The 18,925-nt window shown below is 72.0% G+C and carries 16 protein-coding genes; 8 read left to right on the forward strand and 8 right to left on the reverse strand.

From position 1 onward, the window contains the following. The first annotated feature begins 150 nt into the window (after window positions 1-150). Window positions 151-1,512 (forward strand): S41 family peptidase, encoded by a 1,362-nt coding sequence (locus ACFVX6_RS01545; RefSeq protein ID WP_389686807.1) that lies wholly within the window; start codon window positions 151-153, stop codon window positions 1,510-1,512. On the opposite strand, the gene ACFVX6_RS01550 is transcribed toward ACFVX6_RS01545, so the two are convergent. Together ACFVX6_RS01550 and ligD are read right to left on the reverse strand one after the other, a co-directional pair. Next, a complete protein-coding gene (locus tag ACFVX6_RS01550; RefSeq protein ID WP_389686916.1) occupies window positions 1,509-2,510 on the reverse strand; it encodes a phosphotransferase family protein in 1,002 nt (333 codons plus the stop codon). The genes ACFVX6_RS01545 and ACFVX6_RS01550 overlap by 4 nt on opposite strands. A gap of 129 nt (window positions 2,511-2,639) precedes the next feature. Continuing rightward, entirely contained in the window at window positions 2,640-3,659 is a 1,020-nt protein-coding gene (ligD, locus tag ACFVX6_RS01555) for a non-homologous end-joining DNA ligase (RefSeq protein WP_389686809.1), read from the reverse strand. Window positions 3,660-3,734: 75 nt separating this feature from the next. On the opposite strand from ligD, the gene ACFVX6_RS01560 reads away from it, so the two are divergent. Both ACFVX6_RS01560 and ACFVX6_RS01565 read left to right on the forward strand, forming a co-directional pair. Continuing rightward, on the forward strand, window positions 3,735-4,805 hold the full coding sequence (locus tag ACFVX6_RS01560; protein WP_389686811.1) for an ATP-dependent DNA ligase: 1,071 nt from the start codon (window positions 3,735-3,737) through the stop codon (window positions 4,803-4,805). A gap of 424 nt (window positions 4,806-5,229) precedes the next feature. After that, on the forward strand, window positions 5,230-5,745 hold the full coding sequence (locus ACFVX6_RS01565; protein WP_389686813.1) for an NUDIX hydrolase: 516 nt from the start codon (window positions 5,230-5,232) through the stop codon (window positions 5,743-5,745). 359 nt (window positions 5,746-6,104) lie between these two features. On the opposite strand, the gene ACFVX6_RS01570 is transcribed toward ACFVX6_RS01565, so the two are convergent. The 4 genes from ACFVX6_RS01570 to ACFVX6_RS01585 form a co-directional block, all read right to left on the reverse strand. Then, window positions 6,105-6,764, reverse strand: coding sequence for a GPP34 family phosphoprotein (locus ACFVX6_RS01570; protein WP_389686815.1), 660 nt, complete (start codon window positions 6,762-6,764; stop codon window positions 6,105-6,107). Between the two features lie 84 nt (window positions 6,765-6,848). Further along, entirely contained in the window at window positions 6,849-8,927 is a 2,079-nt protein-coding gene (locus ACFVX6_RS01575) for an MDR family MFS transporter (RefSeq protein ID WP_389686817.1), read from the reverse strand. A 119-nt stretch (window positions 8,928-9,046) separates the two neighbouring features. Further along, window positions 9,047-10,396 (reverse strand): 6-phospho-beta-glucosidase, encoded by a 1,350-nt coding sequence (locus ACFVX6_RS01580; protein ID WP_389686819.1) that lies wholly within the window; start codon window positions 10,394-10,396, stop codon window positions 9,047-9,049. 64 nt (window positions 10,397-10,460) lie between these two features. Next, complete coding sequence (locus tag ACFVX6_RS01585) at window positions 10,461-11,450, reverse strand: helix-turn-helix domain-containing protein (RefSeq protein ID WP_389686821.1); 990 nt, start codon at window positions 11,448-11,450, stop codon at window positions 10,461-10,463. A 224-nt stretch (window positions 11,451-11,674) separates the two neighbouring features. On the opposite strand from ACFVX6_RS01585, the gene ACFVX6_RS01590 reads away from it, so the two are divergent. From ACFVX6_RS01590 to ACFVX6_RS01600, 3 genes are all read left to right on the forward strand, one after another. Next, on the forward strand, window positions 11,675-12,343 hold the full coding sequence (locus ACFVX6_RS01590; protein ID WP_274550379.1) for a helix-turn-helix transcriptional regulator: 669 nt from the start codon (window positions 11,675-11,677) through the stop codon (window positions 12,341-12,343). A 64-nt stretch (window positions 12,344-12,407) separates the two neighbouring features. Further along, a complete protein-coding gene (locus ACFVX6_RS01595) occupies window positions 12,408-12,965 on the forward strand; it encodes a toxin-antitoxin system, toxin component (RefSeq protein ID WP_382973132.1) in 558 nt (185 codons plus the stop codon). Further along, window positions 12,962-14,140, forward strand: coding sequence for an MAB_1171c family putative transporter (locus ACFVX6_RS01600; RefSeq protein WP_389686823.1), 1,179 nt, complete (start codon window positions 12,962-12,964; stop codon window positions 14,138-14,140). Before ACFVX6_RS01595 ends, ACFVX6_RS01600 begins: the two co-directional genes overlap by 4 nt. Window positions 14,141-14,178: 38 nt before the next feature. Here the strand turns inward: ACFVX6_RS01600 and ACFVX6_RS01605 are convergent, their stop codons facing one another. Together ACFVX6_RS01605 and ACFVX6_RS01610 are read right to left on the reverse strand one after the other, a co-directional pair. Beyond that, window positions 14,179-14,955, reverse strand: a complete 777-nt coding sequence (locus ACFVX6_RS01605) for a hypothetical protein (protein ID WP_389686825.1) — start codon at window positions 14,953-14,955, stop codon at window positions 14,179-14,181. Window positions 14,956-15,003: 48 nt separating this feature from the next. Next, on the reverse strand, window positions 15,004-15,585 hold the full coding sequence (locus ACFVX6_RS01610; RefSeq protein ID WP_389686827.1) for a hypothetical protein: 582 nt from the start codon (window positions 15,583-15,585) through the stop codon (window positions 15,004-15,006). A gap of 409 nt (window positions 15,586-15,994) precedes the next feature. On the opposite strand from ACFVX6_RS01610, the gene ACFVX6_RS01615 reads away from it, so the two are divergent. After that, entirely contained in the window at window positions 15,995-17,359 is a 1,365-nt protein-coding gene (locus ACFVX6_RS01615; protein ID WP_389686917.1) for a M20/M25/M40 family metallo-hydrolase, read from the forward strand. Then, window positions 17,356-18,924, forward strand: a complete 1,569-nt coding sequence (locus tag ACFVX6_RS01620) for a YfcC family protein (protein WP_389686828.1) — start codon at window positions 17,356-17,358, stop codon at window positions 18,922-18,924. Before ACFVX6_RS01615 ends, ACFVX6_RS01620 begins: the two co-directional genes overlap by 4 nt. Window position 18,925: the final 1 nt, after the last annotated feature.

Consider the following 18,925-nt stretch of genomic DNA (forward strand, 5'->3'; position numbering starts at 1 on the left):
CAAGGGACTTCGGCGGCGAACGGGGACAGCACGATGACCGGCACACGCACACGCACACGCACGGGCACAGACACACGGACCGGCACGGGGACAGGTACGCGCACGGGCACTCACCGGCGCGCGGCCGCGGCGGCGCTGCTCCTCGCCCTCGTGGTCGCCACAGCCGGTCCCGCCGCGGCCGCCACCGCCACCGCGGGCCGCTCACCCGCCGGGCCGGTCGGGCCGGTCGGGATCTGGCGGCTCGACGGCTACGGCACCGTGCTCCGCGTGGAGTCCGGACGGCTCCAGGAGTACCAGGTCACCGGGATCAGCTGTCTGCCCGGCTCGAGCGCGCGGCGGGTACCGGACAGCGGGAGCTCCGCAGCCTTCCGCTACGCCACCGAGGACGGCGAGGTGCTGACCGTGCGCCCCGGATCGGTGCACGTCGAGGGCTCGGTCGGCGACCGCGCGGCCCGCCGCCTCGCCTCCCTGCCCGAGCGGTGCCGCGGGGCCCAGGAGCCCGGCCCCGCCGCGGACCCGGTCGCCACCTTCGACGTGTTCTGGCAGACCTTCGCGGAGAACTACCCCTTCTTCGCCGCCAAGGGCGTCGACTGGAACGCAGTGCGCGAGAGCCACCGCCCTCGCGTACACGCCGGCACCACCGAGGACGAACTCTTCGCCGTCTTCAAGGAGATGCTCGCCCCGCTGCACGACGCACACGTCCACCTCTTCGGCGGCGACGACCGGTTCTTCGGCGAGGTGCGCCCGGGCACCGTGATGCCGACCCTCGAACTCGAGACCCGCGTCAAGGCGTACATCCAGGAGGTGGACCTCAACGGACGAGCCCCGCAGGAGTTCGCCCAGGGACGCATCTCCTACGCCGACCTGCCCGACGGCCGCGGCTACCTGCGCCTCTCCGGCTTCGGCGGCTACACCGAGAGCGGTGACTTCGCCTCCGAGAGCGCCGAGCTCGATCGTGTCCTGGAGAGCGTCTTCACCGCCGAGCGCACCGCCCGCCTGCGCGGCCTGGTCATCGACCTGCGCATCAACGGCGGCGGCTCCGACGAGCTCGGCCTGCGCCTGGCCGCCCGGCTCACGGACCGCCCGTACTTCGCCTACGCCAAGCGCGTGCGCAACGACCCCGACGACGCGACCCGGTTCACCCGCCCGCAACCCCTGTACGTCCAGCCCGCGCGGGGCCCCCGCTACACCGGACCGGTCGCCGTGCTCACCGGCGGCTCCACCGTGAGCGCGGGCGAGACCTTCACCCAGGCCCTCCTGGAGCGCCCCGGCCGGACGGTGCGCATCGGCGAGCCGACCCAGGGGGTCTTCTCCGACGTGCTCGGCCGCACCCTCCCCAACGGCTGGGAACTCGGCCTGCCCAACGAGCAGTTCCTCACCCGTACCGGGAAGACCTTCGACGGTCCGGGCATCCCGGTCGACGTCACCACCCCGGTCTTCACGCAGGAGGAGTTCGACGCACACCGCGACTCCGCCTTCACCGCCGCCCTGCGCCGCCTTCCACGGACCTAAACCGACTCCGAAGGCAGGAAGGCGAGCGCCTCTCGAAGATTGTGCTCCACGATGCCGATCATGAAGTCACGGTCGGGGAAGTCACCGTCGAGGAGCCGCAGCGGACCGGCAACGAGGGACAGGCGCATCGCCAGCATGTAGAACGTCAGGCGCTGTTCGTCGAGGTCGCCGCGGTCCAACCAGTGGTAGTGCTCGCCGAAGCGCAGTCGCAGGAACACGTGCTCCCACTCGATGTCGAAGAACATCAGTCCCTCGATGTCGATGAGGACCGGATGCCCGTCCCGGTCCACGAGCACGTGGTCCGGCCCGAGTTCCCCGTGAGTGAGCCCGTGCCGTGCGCGCGGGCGCACGGCGGTGGCCAGTGTGCGCAGCACGTTCTCCAGGCGGTCGCGGGAGCGTGTGATCCGCATGTCGCGCGAAGCGGCTTCGACGAGGTCCTCGAGTGCACGGTCGAGGACGACCTGCTCGCACGAGCTGCCCTCGGACGTGCCGCCCTTGTCGATCAGGGCGACCTTTCCGAAACGTGGACCCTGGTGCCGCTGCATCGCCCCGAGTGCCTCGGCGAGTCGCGCCATGGTCGTTCCCGCGCTGCGAGGGTCTTGGCGGAGCAGCGTTTCCAGATTCTCCCCGGGCACGTCCTCGACCACGGCGACGTCCGCCGGGTAGTGGCTCCTGGTGCGGTCGGCCAGGCGAATCCGGGGCGTGCGGATCCCCAGGGCGTCCAGCTGCCGGTGGGCGGCCTCGAACAGCTCGATGCCGGAGGCCGGAGAGAACAGGTCCGCGTGATGCTCGGCCCCGTCGGCCTGTGCGGTGGGCCAGTAGTTCTCGGCGTCGTCCCAGATGTAGACGATGGCGGTCGAGTCGTCGTCGAGGGCGAGGCGGTACACGCCCTTCTTGCTTCCACCCCGGAGCCGCGAGACGCCCACGAGGCGACGCCCGGTGCCCAGAGCCGCACGCGCGACGCCTGCCAGGTGATCTCGCGTGACAGCCCTGCGTATCGCCTCCACGGTCTACCTCCCCTGAGTCCCGGCTGCGTCATGCGCAGTCCAGAGTCTGACTGACCGGGAAGGAAACCGGGACCAGTACAGAAGGTTGAGGAGCGCTCTCGGGGTTCCGTGGAACTCGGTTCAGTCCTCGTGCTTCGCGCGGCTCGGCTGGACGCGCTTGGGCTCGCCCGGCATCTTCGGGTAGTCCGGGGGGTACGGCATGTCACCGAGGCCGTGGTCGCGTTCGTGGCGGTCGGCCAGTTCCAGCGCGGCGTCCAGGGCGAAGGCGTGCTCGTCCATGTCCGCGTGCAGGTCTCCCAGTTCCGCGAAACGGGCCGGCATCGTCACGATGTCGAAATCGCGCGGCTCCGCCTCGTCCAGCTCGTCCCAGCGCAGCGGCGCGGAGACGGGGGCGTGCGGGCGCGGACGAATGGAGTACGCGGAGGCGATGGTGCGGTCGCGCGCCGTCTGGTTGTAGTCGACGAAGATCCGCTCGCCGCGCTCTTCCTTCCACCAGGCGGTGGTGACCTTGCCCGGCATCCGGCGCTCCAGGTCCCGGCCGATCGCGATGGCGCACCTGCGGACCTCCGTGAAGGTCCAGCGCGGTGCGATCGGCACGAACACGTGCAGGCCGCGGCCACCCGAGGTCTTGGGCCAGCCGCGCAGGCCCAACTCCTCCAGCAGTACGCGCAGTTCATGGGCGACGGCGACCGCGTGGTGATAGTCGGTGCCCGGCTGCGGGTCCAGGTCGATGCGCAGCTCGTCGGGACGGTCGGTGTCGTCCCGACGGACCGGCCAGGGGTGGAAGGTGAGACAACCCAGGTTGGCGGCCCACAGGACGGCGGCCGGCTCGGTCGGGCAGATCTCGTCGGCGGTGCGTCCGCTCGGGAAGGCGATGTGGGCGGTGGGGATCCAGTCGGGCAGGTTCTTCGGGGCCCGCTTCTGGAAGAAGGACTCGCCCTCCACCCCGTCCGGGAACCGCTCCAGGGTCGTGGGCCGGTTGCGCAGGGCGCGGGTGATCCCGTCCGCGACCGCGAGGTAGTAGGCGGCCACGTCCCCCTTGGTGAGGCCGCGCTCGGGAAAGTACACCTTGTCCGGGCTGGACAGCCGGACGGCCCGGCCGCCCACCTCCAGCTCGATCGCTTTGCCCGCTGCACCCATGTGCGCCACGGTAGGCGGACCCGCCCGGCCCCGCACACCGAGCGGGTCCGGGCGTACCGCCCCAGAATCGGAGACATGGATCTGCCGGTCATGCCACCCGTGAAGCCGATGCTCGCCAAATCCGTGTCCACGATCCCCCCGGGCATGCAGTACGAGGCCAAGTGGGACGGCTTCCGCGCGATCGTCCACCGGGACGGGGACGAGATCGAGCTCGGCAGCCGCACCGGCAAGAGCCTGACCAGGTACTTTCCCGAACTGGTGGCGGCTCTGAAGGCGAATCTGCCCGACCGCTGCGTCGTCGACGGCGAGATCGTCGTCATCCAGGGCGCGCGCCTCGATTTCGACCGGCTCAGTGAGCGGATCCATCCCGCCGCCTCCCGGGTGAAACTGCTCGCCGAGACGACCCCGGCCTCGTTCGTGGCCTTCGACCTGCTCGCGCTGGGCGACGAGGCCCTCCTCGACACGCCGCTCGCCGACCGCCGCGCCGCCCTGACCCGCATGCTCTCCACCGCCCGGCCCCCCGTACACCTCGCGCCCGCGACCACCGACCCCGCGCTCGCACGGGAGTGGTTCGATCGGTTCGAGGGCGCCGGGCTCGACGGGGTCGTCGCCAAACCCCTCGATCTCCCCTACCGGCCCGACGCCCGCCTCATGTTCAAGATCAAGCACGAGCGTACGGCCGATGTCGTCATCGCGGGTTTCCGTTTCCACAAGAGCGGTCCGATTGTCGGATCGCTGCTTCTGGGGCTGTACGACGCCCACGGCACGCTCCAGCACGTGGGCGTCTGCGCCGCCTTCCCGATGAAGCGCCGCGCCGAGCTGATCGACGAGCTCGAACCGCTCCGGATGCCCGACCCCACGGGGCACCCGTGGGCCGCATGGGCCGAGGAGTCCGCCCACGAGAGTGCCCGGTTGCCCGGAGCGCAGAGCCGCTGGACCGGGAAGAAGGACCTGTCCTGGGTACCGCTGCGCCCCGAGTGGGTCTGCGAGGTGGCCTACGACCACATGGAGGGCGACCGGTTCCGGCACACCGCGCAGTTCCGCCGCATGCGGCCGGACCGGGAGCCGCGGAGCTGTACGTACGCCCAGTTGGAGGAGGTCGTCGGCTACGACCTCGCGGAGGTCCTGAGCCCGAAGACGACCTGAGGCCCGTTGCGCGGCCGGGCGGAGCGGGAGCCGTGCACCGGAGTGAACTCGCCGTGGCGACGCTCAGCGGCTGTGGCAGCGAGGTCTTCACCTCCCGCGGAGCCGGGGTCGGCGACGGCGCCCCGACCGCTCCTGCCACCGGGTCGGCAGCACCCTCCTCGAAGCCGGCCTCACCGCAGTGCCCCCGCCGACGACCAGCACGTGTGCCATGGAGCCCCCTTGATCCGATCGGACCGATGAAGCGGTCGACCGGTGAGTCGACGAACCGATGCGCCGTACGACGATCGGACCGCGAGAAGCCTGCGCGGGCGGCGCCCGGCCGAAACCCGCACGGCCGGCCGGGACGTAAGGTCACAGCCGGGCCGCTCCGCGCGCCGCCCCGGCCCACCGAGCCATCGATCCACCGATCCACCGAAGGACGCCCATGAGCACGGAACCCGGCGAACCCACCGCACGCGCCGTCCCCCGCCCCCATGCCGTCGTCGGAGTCGGCGTGGTCGTGGTCGCCCCCGACGGCCGGGTGCTGCTCGGCCAGGCGCACGACGGGCGCTGGGAACTGCCCGGCGGCAAGGTCGACCCCGGGGAGGGCTTCGAGCAGGCGGCCGCCCGTGAACTGGCCGAGGAGACCGCGCTGCGGGCCGCCCCCGAGGGGATCCGGATCGTTTCCATCCTGCTCGACGCCGACTCCGACATGACCCGGCTGACGGCCGCGGCCGTCACCTCGGCGGCCGAGGGCACCGCCACGGTCACCGAGCCCCACAAGATCGCCCGCTGGTCCTGGTTCGCCCCGGCCGAGTTCCCGGCGGCCCTCTACGCCCCGTCCGCGGCGGCCCTGCGCGCCTGGCGGCCCGACCTGACGCCGCACCTGCCGCACGTACCGTCGTACGACTATCCGACCACCGCCGCATCGGGCCCGGCGGACGATCCGGGGCCCCGCTGACGGCCGACCGCGCACCGGTGTCCACATCCCGTCGGCGTCGACGGCGCGTACGCTTCGAACGGATCAGCGGCGGTGTGATGTCCAGTTGATCAACTCCTCGTTCGGCCGAGCACGCGGCGCGCGTGGAACTCTCCGGCGATCATTCCGGCAGTCGGCTGGACCGACCGGCGCCGCGCCGTGGCCCAGCGGTACAGGGCCGCCTTCGGCGACCTGCCCATCGGTACGCCCGGGGACGCGCCCGGGCGATCGCACACGTACTACAAGTACCCGCTGTCCACCCCGTACGGGGTGGATTCGGGTCCGATTCGGGCCTGATTCCGTAGGTATCCCGGCCGTCCGGCCCGGCGCGGCGGCCGGCGTCAGCTCACGCTCACCACCGTGGCCACGGAGATCACGGCCATCGCCATCTGCATGTCACGGATCGCGGTGCGGATGCTCTCGGCCGCCCACTGCCCGTCGGCTATCGCCGCCGTGCGTGCGGTGATCTCCTTGCGCGGGGCTCCCGGGAAGGCCAGGCCGTGCAGGCCGGCGGCGTGGATCACCGTGATGAGGCTCGCGGTGCGCTCGTCCGCTTCCGCGCCCTTGGAGACCGCGGCGGCGAGCCGCTCGCGCAGTTCGCGCTCGATCGTGCCGTCGGCCTCCGGGTAGCGCCGCACCGGGAACACCCCGAGCGCCTTGCGCCGCTCCTCCACGACCACCCCGCGCCCGCTCAGCCGCTCCACGACCGCGCCGACGGCCTTGGCCTGGTCCTTCGTCAGCCACTCGCCGACCCGGCGCTTGCTCCGGCCGCGCATCCAGGCCCGTATCGACTCGATCCGGCCGTCGAGCAGTTCCTCCCCCGTGGGCGGGGCGTCCACCAGCTCCAGATACTTGCCCGAGACCCGCACCCGCTCCGCGAGCACCAGTTCGAGCAGAAGGGCGCCCGCCACGGCCCATCCCACCGACTGCCGCTGCTTGACCGACCCGGACTCGTCGTCCAGCGACAGCAGCATGATCTCTTCAGCCAGCGTGATCCGCATCCCGGCACCCCCACACCCGTAGAACCCGTAGAACCCGTTTCCCCACCAGACGTCCACGCCCGCCGGGGAGTTCCCCGGTCCGCGCTACAGCCGCCTCGCCATCGCGCGCGGGGCGAAGTTCCCGTCCCCGAGGTCCTCCGCCAGCAGGCGCTTGGCGATCGCGTCCGCCGCGGCCCGCAGCTCCGCGCTGCGCGGTCGGCCCCGGTCCTTCTCCAGCTGGTCGCCGAGCCACGTGGCCCACGCGTCCGAGATGACGCCCGCTTCCCGCTCCCCCGCCGGGGTCTGCGTGTAGAAGCCGTTCTGGCGCGTCATGTAGCCCTCGTCCACCATCCGTTCGAAGACCGGCAGCAGTACCTCCGGGGGCAGGTGCCGGCGCGAGGCGATGAGTCCCAGGCTCGCGTAACCGACGGTGCGGGTCATCAGGTCCACCTGCATCACCGCCCACGCGCCCGCCATGTCCAGCCGGGTGTCCGAGGAGTTCACGATCCCGCGCGCCGTCTCCGGCCCCATGCTCCGCACCAGCTTGCCGACCGCCAGTTCCAGCAGCTTCGCCGAGTCGCCGGAGGCCGTGGCGGGCGAGCCGAAGCCGTCGCCCATGTCCGTGGAACCCGCCCGTGCGCTGTCGCGCAGTTTGACCTGCTTGAGGAACAGCGCGACGACGAATCCGACCACCGCCACCGGCACGGTCCACAGGAACACCGTGTGCAGGGTGTCCGCGTACGCGTTGATGACCGGCCCGGCCGCCGCCGGATCCAGGCCGTGCACGCCCTGCGGGCTCTGCGCCGCGACGCCCAGCTGCTGCGGGTCCTGTCCGGTGGCGCGCGCGGCCTCCTCCACCCCCTTCGCCAGCGCGGGCTTCAGGGTGTTGGCGTAGATCGTGCCGAAGACGGCGGTCCCGAAGGCGCTGCCGAGCGTACGGAAGAAGGTGACGCCCGAGGTCGCGGTGCCGAGGTCGGCGTAGTCCACGGTGTTCTGCACGGCGATGGTCAGCACCTGCATGCACAGGCCGATGCCGGTGCCGAGGACGAACATGTACAGGGATTCCAACCAGGCGCCGGACTCCGGTCCCATCCGCGACAGCAGGTAGAGCCCGAGGCCCATCACGGCGCTGCCGACGATCGGGAAGATCCGGTAGTGCCCGGTCTTGCTCGTGACGTTCCCGCTGAAGACCGACGCGATCAGCAGGCCGATGACCAGCGGCAGCGTCCGTACGCCCGAGACGGTGGCCGAGTTCCCGTCCACGTACTGCAGGTACGTGGGCAGGAAGGTCATCGCGCCGAGCATCGCGAAGCCGACGACGAAACTGAGGACGGAGCAGACCGAGAAGACGGGGTTGCGGAACAGCCGCATCGGCAGCATCGGCTGTGCGGCGCGCACCTCCACCAGGCAGAACAGCGCCAGTGCCACGACACCGCCGACGAAGAGCCCGACGATGAGCGGCGAGCTCCAGGCGTACTCGTTCCCGCCCAGGCTCGTGGCCAGGATCAGCGCGCTCGCGCCGATCGCGACCATCGCGATGCCCAGGTAGTCGATGACCGGCTTGCCGACGGCGCGTACGGAGGGGATCGTCTTCGCGGCCGCCACCACGACCAGGATCGCGATCGGCACGTTGACGTAGAACGCCCAGCGCCAGGTCAGGTGGTCGGTGAAGAGTCCGCCGAGCAGTGGCCCGATCACCGTCGCGACGCCGAAGACGGCGCCGATCGCGCCCTGGTACTTCCCGCGTTCGCGCAGGGGGACCACATCGGCGATGAGTGCCATCGCGGTGACCATCAGCCCGCCGGCGCCGATGCCCTGGATGCCGCGCCACACGATGAGCAGGGTCATGTTGCTCGCGAGGCCGCACAGGAACGAGCCGGTGATGAAGACGATGGCGGAGACCTGGAAGACCAGTTTCCGGCCGAAGAGGTCGCCGAACTTGCCGACGAGCACGGTCGCGACCGTCTCGGTGAGCAGGTACGAGGTCACGACCCAGGACATGTGGTCCCCGCCGCCGAGGTCCGCCACGATCGTCGGCAGCGCCGTGCCCACGATGGTCTGGTCCAGGGCCGCCAGCAGCACGCCGAGCATGATCGTGCCGAACACGATGTTGCGCGAGCGCCGGTCGAGGACGGGCGGTGCCGCGGCGGACGGGGCGGGGGCTGCACCTTCGGCTGTGGTCACACCTCGCACTCTCACAGCGCCCCCGCCCGGCCGCATGCGGCGCTAGCCCATCCGGGGAGGTGCCGCCGACCCGGGCGCCGGGCGGGGCGCGAGGGCCGTCGGTGCAGGTGAACGGGGTGTCAGCGCAGGTAGCCCAACCCCGGATGCTCCGCCGCGTACCCGGTCACCAGCCGCCGCGCCACCCCGACCGAGTCCACCAGCGGATGCAGCGCGAAGGCCTTGACCGCGTCCGCCCGCGATCCGCTCGCCGCCGCGGCGAGGACCTCCCGCTCGGCAGCCTTGACCGAGGTCACCAGGCCCACCGCGTGCAGCGGCAGCGGATCGACGGCGACCGGGTGGGCCCCGTTGGCGTCGACCAGGCAGGGCACCTCGATGACGGCCTCGGCGTCGAGCACCGACAGGGTCCCGCGGTTGCGGACGTTCAGGATCAGGGTGGCGCGCTCGTCCCGGGCGATGGCGCGCATCAGGGCGAGGGCCACCTTCTCGTACCCGCCCGACTCCAGGTCGCTCTCCTCGCGCTCGCCGACCCCCGCGACCTCGCGGTTCTCGGCCATGTACGTGGCTTCGCGCTCGGCCCTGGTCCGGTCCCAGGCGGCCAGCGCCGCCCCGGGCGCCGGATCCGGCCGCCCCGCCTCGGCGTAGAACCCGCGCTGCTGGTCGCGCAGGAACGCCCCGCGCGTCTGCTTGGCCTCCTGGTAGGCCCGTACCGTGTCACGGTTGAAGTAGTAGTAGTGCAGGTACTCGTTCGGGATCGCGCCGAGCGAGCGCAGCCACTCGGCGCCGAACAGCCGGCCCTCCTCGAAGGACTCCAGCGCCTGCGCGTCGGCCAGCAGCCGCGGAAGCTCGTCACGCCCGCCGATCCGCAGCCCGCGCACCCAGCCCAGGTGGTTGAGGCCGACGTAGTCGATCCAGGCCTCCTCCGGCCGGGCACCGAGCAGCCGGGCGATCCGCCGCCCGAGGCCGACCGGCGAATCGCAGATGCCGATGACCCGGTCCCCGAGTTCCTCGGCCATGGCCTCCGTGACCACCCCGGCAGGATTGGTGAAGTTGATCACCCAGGCCCCGGGGGCGGTACGGGCCACCCTGCGCGCGATCTCGCGGGCCACCGGCACCGTCCGCAGGCCGTAGGCGATTCCGCCCGCGCCCACCGTCTCCTGGCCCAGCACTCCCTCGGCCAGGGCGATCCGCTCGTCGGCGGCCCGCCCCTCCAGCCCTCCGACGCGAATGGCCGAAAACACGAAGTCGGCGCCGCGCAGGGCATCGTCGAGATCGGTGGTGGCCGTGACGGCCGGGGCATCCGCGATCCCGGCGGCCTGGTCCGCAAGGACCCGTGCCATGGCACGGAGCCGGCCGGAGTCCTCGTCGTACAGGGTCACGTGCGACACCCTGCCCTCGGCGTGATCGCCGAGCAGGGCACCGTAGACGAGCGGTACCCGGAATCCGCCTCCGCCGAGGATCGTCAGCCGCACGCCCTTACCGCCTTTCGCAGTGCTCCGGTGCCAGGGTGTCGTGGCACCAGTCTCCCCCGCCGGATCAGTCCAGCGGCGACGGCACGGCCCTCAGCCGCGGCGGCCGGTGCTGCTGCGCGCCCGGGCCGCCCGGCAGCGGACCCGCCGCCAGGCCCTGCGGCGTGGAGAGGACCAGCGTCATCCGGGTCAGTCCCATGCCGTCGAGCATCGGGCCGGATTCCGCCACCATCCGGCAGCGCACCGGGCCCCAGCCCGGGTCCGGGTGGCGCACGCTGCGCACGGCGCCGTCCTGTTCGGCGGCCTCGGACCCGTGGGTCGTCAGCCAGTGCGGCACTCCGTACCGGTAGGCGGCCTCCATGAACGGGTCACGGGCCACCTCCTGACGGATGCTGCGCAGCCCCTCGTCGTCGGGGGCGGCGGCCAGCGCGGTCGCGAACCGGGCCAGCAGCGGTACGCACCAGGCCGGTTCGTGGTCCTCCAGCACGGCCGCGGCGTCCGGGTGGAACAGCACGAAGCGCAGGAAGTTGTCGTCCGGCAGGGCGGTCGGATGCGGGCGCACCGACTGGAAGAGCCGGTCGAACGCCGAGTTGGTCAGGGCCACGTCCCAGCGGTGGTCCACCAGGAAACTCGGGTAGGGCACGGCCTCCATGAGGGCCGCGTAGTCGCACAGGTAGTCGCGCTGCGCCGGATCGTCCGGCAGCCGGCTGTCCTCGGCCGCGCGCCAGGTGGGCGGCGGGTCACGGTCGACCATGATGCGGAAGAGCCAGAAGCACTGCCGCTCGCTCATTTCCAGGGCTTCGGCCAGGGCGAGCAGCTTGCGGTCCGTCCACTCCTTGACCAGGCCGCGTTCCCAGTTCCCGTAGGCGCGCACGCTGATGCGCAGCCGCGCCGCCAGGTCTTCCTGGCTCAGCCCCAGTTCCTCCCGGCGCTGGCGCAAAATCTCCTTGCGTCGCTCCGACCGCACGGCGCCGCGTGCGGACTCCTCGCCCGCGAGGCGCTCCCCACCGATGTGGGTGAGGCCATCGGACGGGCCCACCGCTGCGAGATGTGGCACCGAGAGCTCCCCCCTCTTCCTTACGGTCTGGATCTTCATTTCCGTGTGGCGATCCTGCTACCGACTTCATTCGAGTGTCAACTATTGTGGCAATTCCAGCCTCTCGGCAGCTCGTTCCCGCCACAGATGTGGCACGTTCTAGCCGTACGGACCGAGACCGGATAGATTCCAGAGGCCGACCACGTGCCCGTACCCCGACCTCGCGCGATCTAGGAGAACCACTGGTGACAGACGGCTTCCCGGCTCCCGTCGCGGTGGCCAACACGCTCCTGGCAGCCACCGTCACGCGGGTCGCAGAACTCGCGGGCAAGCTGGGCCGCGACCGGAACCAGGTCTTCGACCTGCGCCGCCTCTCCGAGGCCTCGGGCGTCCCGGCCGACGTGGTGCGGAGCCTGCTGGACGGCCGGCCCGCCGGCGAGCCCGATCTCCAGACCCGGTTCCTCCAGCGCCTCGACCTCCTGCGGCGCACCCGCGTCAAGCCCAACGGCCGCCGCTACACGCAGCAGGAGATCGCCGACGGCGCCGCCATGTCGCGCCAGCAGGCCGGGGCCCTGATCAACGGCGACCGGCGGCCGACCATGGAACACTGTGACGCGATCCAGCGCTTCTTCGGGGTGCACGCCGGATTCCTCACCGCCCATGACGCGGACGCGCTCACGGACGCCCTCCAGCGCACCGAGCAACAGCTGCTCCAGGACTTCGCGGGCCGTGCCCGGGAAACCGCACCCGCTCCGGCCGCTTCGGCGGGCGATCCGCTGGCAAGACTTCTCCAGAACCACGGCGTACGGGGCATCGCCTGGAGAGCCGCTCAACTGCCCAGCGACAAGCACCGGGACAAGGTGACCGAATGGCTGGACATGCTCCTCGAAAGCGTCAAACCGAACGAATCCTGACCCAGTCGAAAGTCTGGGTCTGATCCTTGAGTCCTGATCCGGATCCGCGCCGACGGGGAGAACGGTGAGCATAGGCAGAGAGCAGCGGCGGTTGTGCGGGGAGCTGGTGGCAGGCATCAGCCTGACGGCGCCCGTGGAGCCCGTGGACCTCTACGCCGCCCTCTGCGAGGGCATGAGCAAGCACCGCGGCCGCCGGGTGGATTTCCGGATGGCCTCGTTCCCGCCGGGAACGGCCAGCGGTCTGTGGCTCGACATGGCGGACCGCGATCTGGTGGTCATCGAGGAACGCACCGCACCCGACCACCAACTGGTGATCCTCGGGCACGAGCTGTGGCACATGAAGGCCGGCCACTGCAGCCACCACGTCGACGGCGCCGCCGTCGCCGCCCGGCTGCTGACGGACGAGGCCGACATCGGCGAGACCGTGCGGCGCGTCGCCGCGCGCACCCGCGCCGACGTCCAGGAGGAGACCGAAGCGGAAACCTTCGGTCTGCTGCTGGGCAGCCGCTGCCGGACCTGGCTGGCCGGATCCGCCAGCCACCGGGCACCGGCACAGCGGGACCAACTGGCCGGCCGCATCGAGGCCGCGCTCGGATACCGGGGGCACAGGAACGACCATTGAAAGGCCAGGACTACTACACGCCGGCAGCCGCGATGGCGATCGCACTCGCCTTCAAACTGCCGACGCTACGGAAAAACTGGCGCGATCCGCTCCTACGGTCGGTCTGCGCCCTGCTCACCTTGGCCGGCGCAGTCTTCACCTTCGCCGCCCCGCCCACGATCGCGGCGGTCAACCGCTGGACAGGCGTACCCAACTTCTCCGCCCCGTTCGTCTACTGCCTGATCACCGCCTTCAGCGCCGCCTGCCTCGTGCTCATCGTCAACTGGCGCGGCGGCCCACCGGAGGAGACCCGGCGCGTCTCGCGCACCTGGATCCTCGGCTACTCCGTGGTGATCGTGGCGCTGATGGTGCTGTTCGTCCTCGGTGACAGCCCGGTCGAGCGGCTGCGGGACTTCGACACCTACTACGCCAACACCCCCTTCACCCGGGAGATGATCGCCCTCTACCTGGTGGCCCACAACGTGGCCGCCATCGTGATGGTCGCGATGTGCTGGCGCTGGTCCCTACAGGTGCGCGGCTGGCTCCGCGTCGGCCTCGTGATCATCGTCATCGGGTACGTCTTCAACCTCTGCTACGACGCCACCAAGATGACCGCCGTCGTCGCCCGCTGGACCGGCCACGACCTGGACTGGCTGAGCACCTCGGTGGCACCGCCCGTCGCCTCCATCGGAGCCAACGTCAGCGCCATCGGCTTCGTCCTCCCCCTGGTGTTCCAGCGGCTGTCCGACAGCTGGCAGTACTGGTCCACGTACCGGCGGCTGGGCACGCTCTGGCGCGAGCTGCGCGCCTGCGGCCCCAAGGGCGCCCCCAGCGTACGGATGGCCTGGTGGTCCGCCGTGGAGCTGCGGATGATCCAGCGCGAGTCGGACATCCACGACGGCTTCCTGCACCTCGGCCCGTACTTCGACCAGTCCCACCGGGACGACGCCCTCGCGCGGGCCTTCGCCGCCGGCGCCGACGAGGAGACCGCGCGGGCCGTCGCCGACGCGGCCATGGTCGCGGCCGCCGTGCGCGCCCGGGCGGCCGACCCCGAGGGGCGGGTCATCGGGGCCAGCGACGAGGGGGCCCCGCCGCCCGCCGACGGTCCCCGCGACCTCGTGCGGATCTCGCACGCGCTGCGCAACTCCCGGGTGGTGGCCGAATGCCGACGGCAGTCGTCCCTGTCGGGGAGCTGAGCCCCCGGGCGGCGGGGCCGCTGATCGGCTCCCGCTGATCAGCTCCCCGCGGCCAGGGTCAGCGACGGGAACAGGTCCTGGAACGGCGCCGCCGAGTCGATCCCGTCCCGCCCGAAGGGCGCGTCGAAGCTCCACACCATGAACAGCAGGAACACGATCAGCGCGCTGAACATGCCCGCGAGCAGCAGCTCCCGCCCCGAACGCCGGATCTGCAGGGTGAAGATCAGCCCGACGGTGACCAGCCCGCCCGCGACCAGCCCCAGCCAGACCACCCCCGGCAGGGTGGACTCGTCGCTCTGCGTCCGCTCGTGGCGGGCGTCGTCGGCGGCCGCGATGTGGTCCAGCAGCGGCTGGTAGGCCTGGGCCTGCAGCTCGTTGCCCGGGCTCTGGTGGGTGACGTCGCTGCGCAGTTTGCCGAGCAGTTCGCCGCCCTCCGTGGACACCGGGGCCCCGGAGGTCAGCCGCGGCCAGTCCACGCTGACGGTGTGGGACACGTACGCGTTGACCTCGCCGCGGATCCGGTCGCGCACCGCGGCCGGGTAGACGTCGGCCCGCTGGGTGACCTCGTACAGGGACTGGGCCTCGCGGCGCACGCTGTCCTCGGCGGCGCCGCGCGCCTCCCAGACGCCCGCGATGGCCAGTCCGAGCACGATCGCGTAGACCACGCCGACCATCATCACCATGTACTCGAGGACGTCGGGGGTTTCGCTGGTGTCCTCGTCGTCGGCGACCCGGCGGTGCCGGATCGCGGTGAAGGCGAGGACGAGGGCGCAGACGAGCGCCATGGCGATGGCCAGGACCAGCCATTCGGACACGAGGGTTCTCCGTAGGTCGAAATGAGCGGACTGAACGTGGGGGCGTGGCTAGCCGCGGCTCCGGGAACGGGGCCGCAGCGCGACGGCCGCGAGCACCGCCGGGGTCGTGACGACGACCATGAGCATCAGGGTGGACATGCCGTCCGGGCCGCGCCGCGCCAGGGCCGCGGAGTGGTACGGGCGCACGTGGAAGCGCCCCGCCGCCCCGACCCCCGCTGCGACCCGGTGCGGAGCCACCGCTCCGCCCGGAGCGGCCTCCGCGACCCCGGCCTCCTCCGCCGCGGCCGCCCGCGGCTGCGCCGCCGCAGGCCTTGCCTGCGCCGTCGGCCCCGGGCCGGGCTCCGCCGCCGCGCCGGCCGGCGCGGGAGCGAGCGGCCCCAGCCCCGGGTGGCGCACCGTCGGCGCGGCCGGGCCGGGCAGCAGCACACGGGCGGACGGCCGGACGGCCGGAGCCGGAGCCGACGCAGATGCCGCGGGCGGCACGGGCGGCCTCGGCTGCGACCCGGCGGGAACACACAGGTCGACCCGGGCGCCGCGCCCGTGGCCGTCTCCGGCGACCGCCACGTGACCGTGCAGCGGGCAGAGCGCCGCCACCAGGCCGGCCCCGGCGAAGTACTGCCAAGCGGTCACCGCGCGTTCTCCCGATTCCGCAGCAGGGATGAGGACTACGCCTGAAGAAACGATCACGGCGGTGCTTCGATACGCGGCAGACAGGTCAAGATCGGCCCTCGGCAGCCCACTTCGGGCCACGGCGGGTCCGGCCGGCTCCCGGCCCACCCCGGGCCCGCACCGGCGCCGCACCGCCCCCGCACCGGCAGGCGTGCCCGCGCGCACCACCCCGGCACGCCCTCGCGCACCACTGCACCCGCGGCCGACGTTCACCCGTCCGGCCCACTCCGTCACGGCGCGACCCCCTCCCCCCGCCGATGATCGGAGAACCCGATCCCGCAGCTCAGCGGGGTCGCCCCGGGGAGCACAGGGACGGTGGCAGGTGGACGCGGACGGCTCGCAGACCCTCGAAGCACAGGTCGACGCCCTGATGGACGGCCTCCGGGCCGACCTGGAACGGCTCGCGTCGATCCCCTCGGTCGCCTTCCCCGGATACCCGGCGGAGCCGGTCCTGGAGGCGCACGACCTGATCGTCTCCCTGCTGTGCGAGGCGGGCGTCCCCCTCATCGAGCGGATCGACCTCCCCGACACCGCCCCGGTCGTCTACGGCGAGATTCCGCCCCCGCACCCGGACTCCCCGACCGTCCTGCTGTACGGGCACTACGACGTCCAGCCCGCCGGCAACCCGACCCTGTGGCGCTCCCCGCCCTTCGAGCCGACCCCCGTCCCCGAGGTCCCCGGCGCCCTGCGGGCCCGCGGCATCGCCGACGACAAGTCGAACGTGATCGCGCACCTGGGCATGCTCCGCGTCTACGGCGGACGGCCGCCCGTCGGGATCAAGCTGGTGATCGAGGGGCAGGAGGAGTACGGCAGCCCCTTCGACGACTACCCGCCCACCGATCCGGAGCGGTTCGCCTGCGACGCGATGGTCATCGCCGACCTCGGCAACCTGCGGCCCGGCACCCCGACCCTGACCACCGGTCTGCGCGGGGCCTGTGAGGTCATGGTGGAGGTCCGCACCCTCGCGGAGGCGCGGCACAGCGGGGAGTTCGGCGGAGCCGCTCCCGACGCCCTGCTGGTGCTGCTCCGGGCGCTGGCCACCCTGCACGACGAGCACGGAGACGTGGCGGTGCCCGGGCTGCGCCGCGATCCCTGGGAGGGAACGACCTACACCGAGAAGGAGTTCCGCGAGCTGGCCTCCGTCCGGGACGGGCTGCCGCTGATCGGCACCGGCTCGCTCGGCGAGCGGCTCTGGAGCGGGCCCGCCGTCACCGTCATCGGGCTGGACGCCCCGGACGTGGCGGGCGCCGCCTCCGCCGTGGTCCCGTACGCGCGGGCCAAGCTGAACCTGCGCTTCCATCCGCTCCAGAACGCGAAGGAGGCCCGGACCGCGCTCGTGAAGCACCTGCGCGCGCAGCGCCCCTTCGGCATCCCGCTCACCGTCACCCCGGGCGACACCGGTCCCGGCTTCGAGGCGCGGACGGGCGGGCCGGCGTACCGGGCGGCGCTGACCGCGCTGAAGGAGGCCTGGGGCACGGAGGCCTCGTACGTGGCCACGGGCGGCTCCATCCCGCTGGTGAACGGCCTCGCGAGGGCGGCTCCGGGCGCTGAGGTGCTGCTGTTCGGCGCGCAGGACAGCATGTGCAATCTGCACGCGCCGAACGAGCGGGTGCTGCTGTCCGAGGTGCGCAACACGGTGGTGGCGATGGCCGCCTTCGTCCGGGAGTACGCGGCGGACTTCGGCGCGGCCCGTGCGGGCGCCTCCGCCAAGGACCCGTCCGGAGGCGCCCGGTGACCACCGCGACCCCGCCGCCCCCGGCCCCGCCTCCGCCTCCGGCCACGCCGGCTCCGCCCGAGGGTCCGGCGCCCGCGCGGAAGTTCTCCTTCCCCAGCGCGCTGACCATCCTGGCCATCGTCACGGTCGGGATCTGGCTGCTGGCCTTCCTCGTCCCGGCGGGCGAGTACGACCGCAACGACAGCGGCTCGCCCGTCGCCGGCACCTACCACCGGGTCGACGGCACCCAGAGCTTCACCGATCGCCTGAACGACCTGTTCCTCTCCCCCGTCAACGGGCTCTACGGCCTCCAGGACCCCAAGACCGGCGAGGTCGGGCCCACCTTCAGCGGTGATCTGTACGGCAGCGCGGGCGTGTTCCTCTTCGTGCTCGCGATCGGCGCCTTCATCACCGTCGTGTTCGCCACCGGGGCCCTCGACCGCGGCATCGCCCGCCTCGCCCACCGGCTGCGCGACCGCGGGGCGCTGCTGATCGCCGCCGTGATGGTGGTCTTCTCCATCCTGGGCACCGTGGAGGGCTTCGCCGAGGAGACCCTCGGGTTCTACGGGCTGCTGGTGCCGATGATGCTGGCCCTCGGCTACGACCGGCTGGTCGCGGTCGGCGCCAGCATCCTCGGCGCGGGCGTCGGCGTGCTCTGCTCGACGGTGAACCCGTTCGCGACCGGTGTGGCCTCCTCGGCGGCCGACATCTCGCTCGGCGACGGGATCGGGCTGCGCTTCCTGATGTGGATCGTGCTGACCACCGTGACCGTGCTCTACGTGATCCGGTACGCGCGGCGGGTCCAGAAGGACCCCTCCAAGTCGATCTGCGGTTTCCTGCCCGGGGACCGGGAGCAGAAGGCCACCGGCGCCGAATACCCCGAGGGCACAGAACCGGAGCTGACCCGGCTGCACAAGACCGTGCTGGTCCTGCTGGTCCTCGTCTTCGCCTTCATGATCTTCTCGGTGGTGCCCTGGTCGAGCGCGCTCACCGGCAAGGCGGACGCGACCCCGTACGGCTGGGAACTGGGCTGGTCCTTCGCACAGTTGGCGGCCCTGTTCATCTGTGCGGCCGTGCTGATCGGTCTGGTCGCCCGGATGGGCGAGGCCAAGCTCAGCTCCACGATCATCCAGGGCGCCGCCGACTTCATCTCGCCCGCCCTGGTCATCATGCTGGCGCGCGGGGTCACGGTCATCATGAACAACTCGAAGATCACCGACACCGTGCTGCACTCCATCGAGGGCGTGGTGAAGGGGACTTCGTCCGGGATCTTCGCGATCATCGTCTTCCTCGTGAACCTCCCGCTCGCCTTCCTGATCCCCTCCACCTCCGGGCACGCCACGCTCACCATGCCGATCCTGGCCCCGCTCGCCGACTTCGCGGGCGTCTCCCGCGCGCTGATGGTGACGGCCTGGCAGTCGGCGAGCGGCTGGATGAACCTCTGGGTTCCCACCACCGCCGTCACCATCGGCGGTGTCGCGCTGGCCAAGGTCGGCTACGACAAGTACCTGCGCTTCGTCTGGCCGTTGCTCGGCATCCTCTTCGTGCTGATCTGCGGGTTCCTGGCCCTGGGCGCCGCGATGTGAC

Origin of the sequence: Streptomyces sp. NPDC058289 (assembly GCF_042880975.1) — a bacterium.
GTDB classification, from domain to species: Bacteria; Actinomycetota; Actinomycetes; order Streptomycetales; family Streptomycetaceae; genus Streptomyces; species Streptomyces stoeckheimensis.